This window comes from Finegoldia magna (genome assembly GCF_003182075.1).
GTDB lineage: Bacteria > Bacillota > Clostridia > Tissierellales > Peptoniphilaceae > Finegoldia > Finegoldia magna.
In genome coordinates this window covers 1-10784 of record NZ_QGTH01000031.1, presented here as the reverse complement: position 1 = coordinate 10784, position 10784 = coordinate 1, and the positions used below count along the sequence as shown (strand labels likewise).

The 10784-nt window shown below is 34.9% G+C and carries 12 protein-coding genes; 10 read left to right on the top strand and 2 right to left on the bottom strand.

Going from position 1 to position 10784, the window contains the following annotated elements:
- The first annotated feature begins 54 nt into the window (after positions 1-54).
- From rsmG to DES33_RS08980, 10 genes are all read left to right on the top strand, one after another.
- Positions 55-549: a 16S rRNA (guanine(527)-N(7))-methyltransferase RsmG gene (rsmG, locus tag DES33_RS09025; protein WP_227930669.1), complete on the top strand. Its 495-nt coding sequence runs from the start codon at positions 55-57 to the stop codon at positions 547-549.
- Positions 550-1377: 828 nt separating this feature from the next.
- A complete protein-coding gene (locus tag DES33_RS09020; RefSeq protein WP_110058771.1) occupies positions 1378-2610 on the top strand; it encodes a competence/damage-inducible protein A in 1233 nt (410 codons plus the stop codon).
- A 52-nt stretch (positions 2611-2662) separates the two neighbouring features.
- Positions 2663-3409, top strand: a complete 747-nt coding sequence (locus DES33_RS09015; RefSeq protein WP_094206567.1) for a ParA family protein — start codon at positions 2663-2665, stop codon at positions 3407-3409.
- Positions 3409-4218, top strand: coding sequence for a ParB/RepB/Spo0J family partition protein (locus DES33_RS09010; RefSeq protein ID WP_094224010.1), 810 nt, complete (start codon positions 3409-3411; stop codon positions 4216-4218). The genes DES33_RS09015 and DES33_RS09010 overlap by 1 nt, the downstream gene beginning before the upstream one ends.
- Entirely contained in the window at positions 4215-4850 is a 636-nt protein-coding gene (locus DES33_RS09005; RefSeq protein WP_110058770.1) for a cyclodeaminase/cyclohydrolase family protein, read from the top strand. The genes DES33_RS09010 and DES33_RS09005 overlap by 4 nt, the downstream gene beginning before the upstream one ends.
- On the top strand, positions 4850-6007 hold the full coding sequence (locus DES33_RS09000; RefSeq protein WP_110058769.1) for an aminotransferase class V-fold PLP-dependent enzyme: 1158 nt from the start codon (positions 4850-4852) through the stop codon (positions 6005-6007). The genes DES33_RS09005 and DES33_RS09000 overlap by 1 nt, the downstream gene beginning before the upstream one ends.
- The gene (locus DES33_RS08995) at positions 5994-6482 is read left to right on the top strand and encodes a DUF4446 family protein (protein ID WP_110058768.1); all 489 of its coding nucleotides are present in this window, start codon (positions 5994-5996) and stop codon (positions 6480-6482) included. The genes DES33_RS09000 and DES33_RS08995 overlap by 14 nt, the downstream gene beginning before the upstream one ends.
- Positions 6483-6506: 24 nt before the next feature.
- The gene (gene pta / locus DES33_RS08990) at positions 6507-7478 is read left to right on the top strand and encodes a phosphate acetyltransferase (protein WP_110058767.1); all 972 of its coding nucleotides are present in this window, start codon (positions 6507-6509) and stop codon (positions 7476-7478) included.
- 1 nt (position 7479) lies between these two features.
- Entirely contained in the window at positions 7480-7836 is a 357-nt protein-coding gene (locus tag DES33_RS08985) for a hypothetical protein (RefSeq protein ID WP_227930600.1), read from the top strand.
- A 33-nt stretch (positions 7837-7869) separates the two neighbouring features.
- Positions 7870-8778 carry a putative ABC transporter permease gene (locus DES33_RS08980; RefSeq protein ID WP_110058766.1) on the top strand — a complete coding sequence of 303 codons (909 nt, stop codon included), beginning with the start codon at positions 7870-7872 and terminating at the stop codon, positions 8776-8778.
- Positions 8779-8842: 64 nt separating this feature from the next.
- Here DES33_RS08980 and mnmH read toward each other — a convergent pair whose 3' ends face one another.
- On the bottom strand, positions 8843-9862 hold the full coding sequence (mnmH, locus tag DES33_RS08975) for a tRNA 2-selenouridine(34) synthase MnmH (protein WP_094225262.1): 1020 nt from the start codon (positions 9860-9862) through the stop codon (positions 8843-8845).
- A 92-nt stretch (positions 9863-9954) separates the two neighbouring features.
- A complete protein-coding gene (locus tag DES33_RS08970; protein ID WP_110058765.1) occupies positions 9955-10686 on the bottom strand; it encodes a TraX family protein in 732 nt (243 codons plus the stop codon).
- Between the last annotated feature and the right edge of the window lie 98 nt (positions 10687-10784).

Sequence of the window (10784 nt, the reverse complement as noted above, 5' to 3'; positions counted from 1 at the left end):
TATAAATTAAAAGGGGTCAAAAGCGACCCCTTTAATGATTAGGTTCATACAACTATTTCTAATTTACGTGGGTATAAATTTTGTGGTGTTTTTCCGGCTATTCCAATAAAAATAGCGAGAAATGATTTGAAGTTCACATTGCTCGACAGTTTAAGAAAAAGAGTTGATTTCTTGAAGGATGTTATAGATGAACTACAACTTACAAACATCAAAGCAGTCCACGAAAGAGCAGAGGAATGCACGAGAACTGCTGAATACAGAGAACAATACGACTACTGTATATCACGAGCAGTGTCAAAGCTTGATACGTTGGCTGAGTTCTGTTTACCATTTGTAAAAGTTGGAGGATACATGATAGCCATGAAGGGCAAATCCGACGAAACAGACGTAGGAGAGAACGCAATCAAAATCCTCGGTGGTAAAATAGAACAAACTATTGATTACAAAATAGATGACGAGGACAGAAGCTTGGTTATAATCAAAAAAATCAAAGAAACTCCGAACAAATACCCTCGTGGTGGTGGCAAACCAAAGAAAAACCCACTATAAACAATGGGATTTTGACAACAAAATACTTCACAATAAAAAGCAGAGAGCCGAATTGACTATTAACAGGGACAATATTATAGCAAATGCTAAAAGTAGAAGAACATTTTTGCACGAATATCTAGACTACGAAAATAAATAAATCCAAAGCTCATAAGCCTAAAATCGCAAACTCGCTATCGCTCAAACAGTGCGATTTTTGACGGCTTATTTCACTTGGATTTATGCTTATTTTCTTCGTATGATATTCTTAGCAAAAATGTAGTCTACTTTTTTGTTTCGTTAGATGATATTTTCCGTCAATCGCGGTAATCTGCTTTTTTGTTTGCGTGGATTTTGTTTGAAAAGGTAAGAAATAGAATTGTTCGTGGGATTTTGAATGCTACAAGAGAGAAAAGAATACTTCACAATAATAAGCAGAAAACCGGATTGGTTCAAATATCTAGCTTACGAAAACAAGCAAATTCTAAGCTTGTGAATCTAAAATTGCAAACTCGCTAACGCTCAGACAGTGCAATTTCTTAACGTTTCACTTCGCTTGAATTTGAGGTTGTTTTCTCCAGATGATATTTTCCGTCAATCACGGTAATCTGCTTTTTTGTTTGCCAAGATTTAAGAGGAAAAGAGAAAAGATATTTCTCGTAAGATTTTTAATGCTACGAGAGAGAAGAATGTTTTTCTATTTTTGAATTAAAATGTTTCACGTGAAACATTACAAACAAATTTTTATTAGTGATATAATTTAATTGTAAATCGAAGAAAAAAAACGACGCTCTGAGAGGCGTTTTAACAGACGAAAATAAAATATAGGTAATAAACTATGGAGGATAGATGAAAGTTCAAATAATAGCCGTTGGGACGGAATTACTGCTAGGTGACACTTTGGATACTAATTCTAACTACCTTTCTATCAAAATGAAGGAGTTGGGCTTTGATGTGTACAAGCGAGTTGTGGTTGGCGATAATTATGATAGATTGTTCAAGGAAATCGAAGAAGGATTGAAACAAAATGATTTGATTGTAACTACAGGTGGTTTGGGATCGACTGAAGATGATATTACAAAAAAATGCTGCTGCGATTGTCTTGGCAAGGAAATGGTGCTTAATGAAAAAAGCTATGCTAAATTGAGAAATTATTTTAACGAAGACGAAAAGGCGATACAAGGCAATATCAAACAATGTATGTTTCCAGAAGATGCGATTGTTTTTGAAAACTTCAATGGGACTGCAGATTGTGCGATGATTGAAAATAACGGCAAGAGAATTCTGTTCTTACCGGGACCACCGGCTGAGATGAAACCTATTTTTGAACAACAAGTGCAAAAAGTTCTGGAACAATTCGCAACAGACTGTATTCTTTCTGAAACTTTGAACATCTCTATACTTGGCGAATGGGACATGAATGAGAGGGTCAAAGATATCATTGAATCATCAACGAATCCCACTGTAGCACCTTATTTTAAGAAGGATAAGAGGATATTGAGAATAACAGCAAAAGCATCTGACAGACAAACTGCTCTTAAGATGATTGATGCAAAGAAAAAAGAGCTTAGAGAAAGACTGGGAGTGTATATTTTTGGAGAAAATGATGAAACAATCGAAGAATCCGTCTACAAGGTGTTGAAAGAATACGATTTGTCGATTATGACATCAGAATCCATTACAGGTGGTATGATTGCATCAAAGCTTGTGAATGTGTCTGGAGTTAGCGATTATTTGAAAAGGTCATTGGTGGTGTATTCTAATGAGGCTAAGATTGACTTGCTTGGCGTTAAGGCTGAAACTATAGACACATACGGTGTTGTTAGTGAAAATGTTGCGTTTGAGATGGTTGAGAGAATGTTTGAAAAATTTGGAGTTGACTGTGCGATATCTACGACTGGTTTCGCGTCAGGAGAAAATGCAGGGCTTGTTTATGTTGGATTGGGATACAAAAACGTGATAAAAACGCTAAAATTACAGCTTCATGGAGAACGAAACAAAATAAGAAACAGAGTTTCAAATCGTGCTTTGGCAGAGTTGAGGTTAATGATTTTAGAAAATGTTTCACGTGAAACATTTTAAATCAAATTAGAACTTTATTTGTGCTATAATAAATATGAAAGGAGCTGTAAATTTGAAAACAATATGTGTATTTAATCAAAAAGGTGGAGTGGGCAAAACTACTACCGTCGTTAATTTGTCAGCAGCTCTTGGTTTGAAAGAAAAAAAAGTGCTTGTAGTGGATTTGGATCCGCAAGGTAACACGACTTCAGGCTTTGGAATCAACAAGTTTGAGCTTCAAAAAAGCATTTACGATTTGATGGTTCATGACGATTTTGATGAGGATTTTATTATCAAAACTGAAGAAAAAAACGTGGATATAATCCCCGCAACGTCTGATTTATCAGGGGTTGAGGTGGAACTTATAAACACTGATGATAAAGAAAAAGTGTTATCTAATATACTTTCTAATGTGAGTGGATATGATTTTTGTTTTATAGATTGCCCTCCTTCATTGGGGACGTTGTCTATAAATGCGTTGGTAGCGGCAGATTCTGTCCTTATACCTATCCAATGTGAGTTTTATGCGCTTGAAGGCGTAAGCCAGTTGATGAATACTATTAATTTGGTGAGAAGTTCACTCAATGAAAACTTAGAAATAGAAGGTATTGTTATGAGTATGTTTGATGGTAGAAATAATCTTAGTTTGGAAGTGGTGGAAGAAGTCAAGAAATACTTCAAGGACAAGGTGTTTACGACTATGATACCGCGTAATATAAGGTTAGCAGAAGCTCCAAGCTATGGAATGAGTGCGTTATCTTACGACAAAAATTCCAAAGGATCTATTGCTTATACGAGACTAGCGGAGGAATTTTTATAATGGTTAGGAAAAAGGGATTAGGAAGAGGCTTAGACGCTTTAATACCACAAAATATTATAGAAACGACAAGTTCTGACTCGATTGTTAATATCGAATTATCAAAAATAATTAGAAGAGAAGATCAACCAAGAACACATTTTGAAAAAGATAAAATACGTGAGTTAGCAAATTCTATCAAAGAGTATGGAGTAATATCTCCGATTATCGTTCGAAAAAAGGACGAAAAATACGAGATTATCGCCGGAGAAAGAAGGTTTTTGGCAAGCTTAGAGGCTGGTTTATCTGAGATTCCTGCAATTGTTAAGGAAATGGAAGATAGTGAAGTGGCAGAGGTGTCGCTTATCGAAAACATTCAACGTGAGGATTTGAATGCAGTTGAAGAGGCCGTAGCTTACAAAAACTTGATGGAAAACTACAACTTAACCCAAAAAGAATTGGCAGACAAATTGTCCAAATCAAGATCTTATATTGCAAATACATTGAGACTTCTTAACTTAGATGAGTTGTCACTGGAACATTTGAAAAAAGGCGACATCACATCATCACAAGCTAGAAGTTTACTTGCAATTGACGATATGAAAAAGAGAAAAGCGTTGTTGGATAAGCTATTATCCAAGAAGACAAATGTCAGAGAAATTGAAAAAGTGTCCAAGGAAACAGACCCGTATTTGTTGGATTTGCAAAACAGGTTTTTGGAGAAATTCTCTACAAAGGTTAGAATTAAGCCAAGAAGAAAAGGCGGAAGTATAGAGATAGAATATCTATCTAATGAAGATTTAGAAAGGATTATGGAGATATTAGAGCTATGATGTTTATGGATCAAACTTTAGAAGAATTTATTAAAAATGTAAACTCAAAGGAACTTCCAGGTGGGGGTTCTATAAGTGCGTTGACTGCACTTTTGGGAGTAGGCATTGGAAACATGAGTTTCTATCTAACCGAAGACAAGAAATCTTTCAAAGCATTAGACGATGAAACTCAACAAGAAATTAGAAGTCATGTTGACAGACTTACTGAAATTATCGAAGAATTAAAAGAAAAAATGGTTGAAGATACTAAAATCTTTGACTCTGTTCTTCAAGCATACAAATTACCTAAGGAAACTGACGAAGAAAAAGCTTACAGAAAGAAAATGATAGCTGATGGATACATCATCGCTACAGAATCTCCAATGTCTTCTGCTAGAATTATGATGGAAGCAATGGAACTTGTAAAACAAATTGCAAAATATATCGATAAATATGCAATAACAGACCTTCTTGCAAGTGCATATTTATTACATTCTAGTATGAAATCAGTAATGTTGAACGCTAAAATCAACATGAAACAACTTGGAGATAGCAAGAAAGTAGCTGATGAAATCACAGCATTAGAAGACAAATCAGAAGTTTTATTGAGAGAAATTGAAGAAGTTTCATACAAAAAAATAGGTGAGGTATAATGGCTTATTTCGATAATGCTGCGACGAGTTTTCCGAAACCAGAGATAGTTTACAAAAAACTAGACGAAGCAATGAGAGAATTTGCCGCAAATCCTGGAAGAAGTGGACATAAATTGTCACTTAAAATGGATAGGGCGATTTTTAATTCTAGAATGAACATCCAGGAATTTGTCGGCGGAACGAATCCTCTTAATTTGATTTTCACATTGAACTGTACAGATAGCTTGAACATGGCAATCAAAGGGCTTGTTAAAAAAGGAGACCACGTTATCACGACATCTTTGGAACACAATTCAGTTCTTAGACCGCTTCACAAAATGCAAGAAGATGGTTTTATCGATTTGACTGTTGTGTATGCAGATGAACGTGGGATTTTGGATGTCAAAAAGATTGAAGAAGCCATCACTGACAAGACCAGAGTTTGCGTGACAACTGCTATGAGTAACTTGACAGGAACCATCGTTGATTTCTGCAAGATCGGCGAAATTATGCACGCTCACGACATTTTGTACATTGTGGATGCTGCACAAGCTATGGGATATTTGGATTTTGATATGAAAAATATGCCTATAGATGTGTTGTGTTTTCCTGGACACAAATCACTGTTTGGACCGATGGGAACGGGCGCTATGTATATAAAAGAAGGAATTGATGTCAAAAGCTTGAAACAAGGGGGAACTGGCTCTCATTCACAAGATTTAGAGCAACCTGACGAATATCCCGATAGATTAGAAGCTGGAACTATCAACGGACCTGCAATTTATGCGCTTTCTGCAGGAGTTGATTTCATCAAACAAGAAGGTTTGAAAAACATTAGAGATCACGAAAATAGTCTTAAAGACAGATTTATAAATGGTTTGAAAGACGAAAAAGGTATCACATTATACGGAAGTTTGGATGAACACCAAGGACCAGTAGTGCCTGTGAATGTCGAAGGAATAGGCTCTAGCCAATTGGCTTACATCCTAGATGACAAATACGACATAGCAACGAGAGCTGGAATTCACTGTGCGCCACTTGCACACAAGACTATTCATACACAAGACATCGGTGCTGTGAGGTTCTCATTTGGACATTTCAACACTGAAGAAGAAGTGGACAAGGCGATTGAAGCGTTGAAAGAAATCAACCGAGGAGACAAAGATGGGGCTATCTAGTGCTATGAACACAATATTGATAATTATTATGGTGTTTGTGGTATTAGTTTCCGTGATAAATTTCCGTAAAATCAACATCGTCAACAAAAAAGTCAACAGGGTCAAAAGAAGATACGATGCGCTTTTCAGAGCACAAGATGGTGACATTGAAGATATTTTGAATCAAAATTCTACAGATATCGTGGCAAATCAAAAAAGAATCGAAGAATTGTCCAAAACATTGGAATCTGTGGAAACTTTACAAGCAATATCACTTCAAAAAATCGGGCTTGTTAACTATGATGCGTTTGAGTATTTGACTAACAAACTTTCATATTCACTATGTTTGTTGGATGCCAATGACAACGGGCTTATAATAACATCGATTTTCGGAAGAGAACAATCTACAAGCTACATCAAAATCATAACAAACGCTAAATGTAGCGAAAAACTAAGTGAAGAAGAAAATGAAGCTTTGAAGAAAGCTTTAAAATAGAACATTGTAATAAAGGAGAAGAAAATGGATATATTTGAATCATTGAAATCAAAAATCTCAGGCAAAAACTTAAAGATAGTATTTCCTGAAGGAGAAGAATTAAGAATTTTAAAAGCAGTAGCGAGATTAAACGAAGAAAAAATCATAACTCCAGTGCTTTTAGGTGATGAAGAAAAAATCAAAGAATTAGCAAACCAAGAAAACTTGAACATTGAAGGGGTTAAAATCATCAATCCACTAAATGCTTCTGATTTCGATGAAAAAGTAGACAAATTTGTTGAAAGACGTAAAGGCAAAAACACTGAAGAACAAGCAAGAACTATGCTTAAAGATGTAAACTACTACGGAACAATGATGCTTTATTGTGACGAAGTAGACGGACTTGTATCAGGCGCAGTTCACTCAACTGGAGACACTGTAAAACCAGCACTTCAAATAATCAAGACAAAACCAGGTACAAAACTTGTATCAGGAGCAATGGTTATGATTGGACCAAACGGCGAAAGATACGTATTCTCAGACATCGCCATCAACATCGAATTGTCCGAAGAACAATTAGCAGAAGTTGGGGTTGTAAGTGCTGAAACTGCAAAACTATACGATATCGATCCAAAAGTTGCATTCCTTTCATTCTCTACAAAAGGTTCTGCAAAACACCCATTTGCAGAAAAAGTTGCCAACGCTACTAAACTTGCCCAAGAAATGGCACCAGAACTTCCAATCGATGGAGAATTACAATTTGACGCTAGTATCGTTGAATCTGTAGGAAAACAAAAAGCTCCAGGTTCAAACGTAGCAGGTAATGCAAATGTGTTCGTATTCCCAGATTTACAAGCAGGTAACATCGGATACAAAATTGCTCAAAGATTAGGAAAATTTGAAGCAATAGGACCAATCTTGCAAGGAATGGCAAAACCAGTTAACGATTTGTCTCGTGGTTGCAACGAAGAAGACGTGTACAAGCTAGCTATAATAACAGCTGCTCAAGCATTATAAAGTGAAAAATAATAGACTGTTCACGCTAATAACATATGTCATATTCTTGTTGTTCTCTGGATTTTTAGTAGAAATCGCAGTATCAGGTAAGAATTTCACAAGAATTATGCTAGTAGTTTTCGTAGCATCGTTATTAGTCGTGACTAAAATGATTTACGACAGAAGAGATGAGGACATATCATCTTTGAAGGAATTGAGATTGTATTTGGTTGCAAGTGCAGTGGTTTCCATAATGGCAATAGTCAAATATTTGAAAGAATTTTCATTGAGTAGAATATATATGCCATTTGCGTTTGCAATAATCATACATCTAGTTTATACAATAATATACAAAAATAAATCAAAAAGACAAAGATAGGTGAAAGCCTATCTTTGTCTTTAAGGAGATAAAATGGAGTTAATTAATTTCATATATATGTTCTTCTTTTATGCAGTTTTTGGATATATTTGGGAAGTAATATGGGTAAGCGCCGGACAAAAGAAACTCACAAACAGGGGATTCTTGTACGGCCCATTACTTCCGATATATGGGTTTGGAGCAGTGTTCATCACGCTTTTTGTGGATCACGCAATAGAGAGATTTAACGATTCTTACATCGTAATATTTTTATCGGGACTTATGATTGCAACGGCATTGGAGTTTATAACGGGATATTTGATTGAAAAAATATTCAAAGTAAGATATTGGGATTACACAGAAAGATTTATGAACATAAAAGGGCTGATATGCCTCAGATCATCACTGTTTTTCGGAGTTATGTCCATATTCATGATGAATTATTCCAACAAATACATACTTGAACTCACTGAAAAAATCAAAAACAGCAACTACAACTTCGTGATTTACATTCTTATAGCTATATTTTCAGTAGATGTTGTGATTTCAGTAAAACAAGCTTATGGATTTAGATATATAATTGAATATCAAGAAAAAATGGAAGCATACTTGAACGAAATCAGAAAAGATGTCAAGCTCAAAGCGTTGGAAGGATCACAAACACTTGAAGCTGATTTGTCGGAAATAAGGACTGCTCTTCGAGACAGGATAGAACATGTGGAAATCAAGAAATCCTTCATAGAAAACAGCGCCAAAATATTAGAAGACAGAATTGAAAGAGAAACCAACCTCAAAGAAAAGCTCAAAACTTTGTTGGATGAAAGAGTTGAAAGCGCTGAAAAGGTCGATATAATCCACGATAGAATCGACAAAGTCTATGATAAAAGGCTTAAAAGATTACAAACTCATCAAAAAAACATACAAAGAGTTGCAAAGAGAAACGATATAACTTACAAAAAATAAAAATAAGCAGATGTCTTATACGGCATCTGCTTTTGTTGTATTCAAAACACATATTTATACAGAATTATTTTGCATAAAATTTCATTATTTCTTCAGCACACTTTTCGCTATTTTCATTATTTATTTCAAGTTCAAAATCTTTTGCTTTGACTGCGTAATTGATGTCGTAGTACTTTGTAATTAAGCTTTCTATCACATAATCGTAGTCTTCGTTCTCTAGTTTATCAATCAAAATGGAGGAGTTATTCTTGCCAATGTATTTGGACAAATGATTTATCCCTTTTTTTATATCCTCCAAAGCATCGGAATTTTTCAAATAATCTGTTTTTATTCTATCTATTCTATCTTGAAGGCTTGAATTTATCATAACTTGATGATGTGAACTGTTGTATTTTTGTCTCAAAGATTTGGGAACATTAATTCTTCCTATTTTGCTACTTTCACATTCCACAAAAACAGGAGAATTATCAAAACTTTTGAGCTTATCAAACAACAAACTTTCGAACATTTTTTGCGATGGTTGATTTTTCAATCCGGCATTTCCAAGGATGGATCCTCTGTGGTTTGCAAGTTGTTCCAAGTTGAGGACGTTTTTGTGAGAATTTTCTAAAATATTCAGAATTTCTGTCTTGCCGACACCAGTGTAGCCTTTGATATTTACGTATTCGTGTGAATTAATAAGCTTATCTAAGTTTTCAATAATATGTTTACGATACGCTTTGTATCCTCCTTTTAGCCTGTAAATGTTGAGTCCCATGGATTTCATTATATTAAAAAGCACCGTACTTCTCATTGATCCTCTGTAACAAAACAAGCAGACGTTGCGATTTTCACTCAAATCCAATAACTTCATGTAAATGTCTTCTAGTTTTACAGATGCATATCTTATCGCCAATTTCTTTGCACATTCGTGATCTCCTGCATCATAAATCGTTGAGATTTCCACTCTTTCGTCGTTATTTAGTATCGGAATATTGATAGATCCTGGTATGGTTTCTTTCTGAAACTCGTATTCGCTTCTAACATCGACAAATATTATATTTTCCATATTTATAAGTTCTTCATAAGTATTTGCTACGAACATTTTGGCCTCCAAGGTACTAATTATACACCTTTTATTGCGTTTGTAAAAGAGATTTGCAATAAAAAAAGAACTTGCTAATCACAAGTTCCCAATTAAAAATTAAAATACATTCTAACAAGTCCAAGTATCAATATATGAACTGGATAGAATAGATAGTTTACCAATTTGTTTTGTTTTCCACGTTCTCCGTTGTATGTCACAGTAAAGGCGAATCCCAAGAAGGAATACACTTCTTTGATAATCGACAAATATCCAAGACCCGCGGAAATCACTGGCTTGTCGTAGAAAATGTAGAACAAGTAAGCTAGAATTATCGCATGATAATCGTAGTCCAAGCTTAAATACATCGCCAAGAATCCGAAAACAGCGACGATTGCAACAGATGCGATATACCAAAGTACCCTGTTCTTAAACTTATCCTTTACAAAATCTATTATCCAGATAGTCACCAAACAAAGCGCCAACGTGAACATCATATTGTTCCAATACGGATCGAACAACACTTTTGATGTGAAAATGTCGAACGGAACCTCTGAAATCACCGCAAAAACCAACAAGTTTCGAAGATATTTCGCCCTGTCGTGTGTCTTGAAAAATCCTTCAACAATGAAAAATATAAATATTGGGAATGCAATTCTTCCTAATATCGATAGAAAGTTCGAGATATACAACAATGCTCCTTTTCCATTTAAAAAATGCGTTACAATCGAGTTGTTAACATGATCTATCAGCATCGATGTAAACGCAATGTATTTTAGCTGAGCTGCGTTAAATATCTGAAATTTTTTTAATTTATCGTGTTCAAATCTTTTATTTATATCCATTTGTCCTCCTCGTATAATGTAGTTGTAGTAATAAATACTACTTTTTATTCTCAATCCCACTTTCATATGGGATAATAATTGTATAGATAGAGGTCGTA

Excerpts from the sequence above, each read along its gene's own strand:
- pta (WP_110058767.1), top strand. The coding sequence starts at position 6,507 with ATGGATATATTTGAATCATTGAAATCAAAAATCTCAGGCAAAAACTTA.
- mnmH (WP_094225262.1), bottom strand. The coding sequence starts at position 9,862 with ATGTTCGTAGCAAATACTTATGAAGAACTTATAAATATGGAAAATATA.
- DES33_RS09005 (WP_110058770.1), top strand. The coding sequence starts at position 4,215 with ATGATGTTTATGGATCAAACTTTAGAAGAATTTATTAAAAATGTAAAC.
- DES33_RS09010 (WP_094224010.1), top strand. The coding sequence starts at position 3,409 with ATGGTTAGGAAAAAGGGATTAGGAAGAGGCTTAGACGCTTTAATACCA.
- DES33_RS08995 (WP_110058768.1), top strand. The coding sequence starts at position 5,994 with ATGGGGCTATCTAGTGCTATGAACACAATATTGATAATTATTATGGTG.
- DES33_RS09000 (WP_110058769.1), top strand. The coding sequence starts at position 4,850 with ATGGCTTATTTCGATAATGCTGCGACGAGTTTTCCGAAACCAGAGATA.
- DES33_RS09020 (WP_110058771.1), top strand. The coding sequence starts at position 1,378 with ATGAAAGTTCAAATAATAGCCGTTGGGACGGAATTACTGCTAGGTGAC.
- DES33_RS08970 (WP_110058765.1), bottom strand. The coding sequence starts at position 10,686 with ATGGATATAAATAAAAGATTTGAACACGATAAATTAAAAAAATTTCAG.
- DES33_RS08980 (WP_110058766.1), top strand. The coding sequence starts at position 7,870 with ATGGAGTTAATTAATTTCATATATATGTTCTTCTTTTATGCAGTTTTT.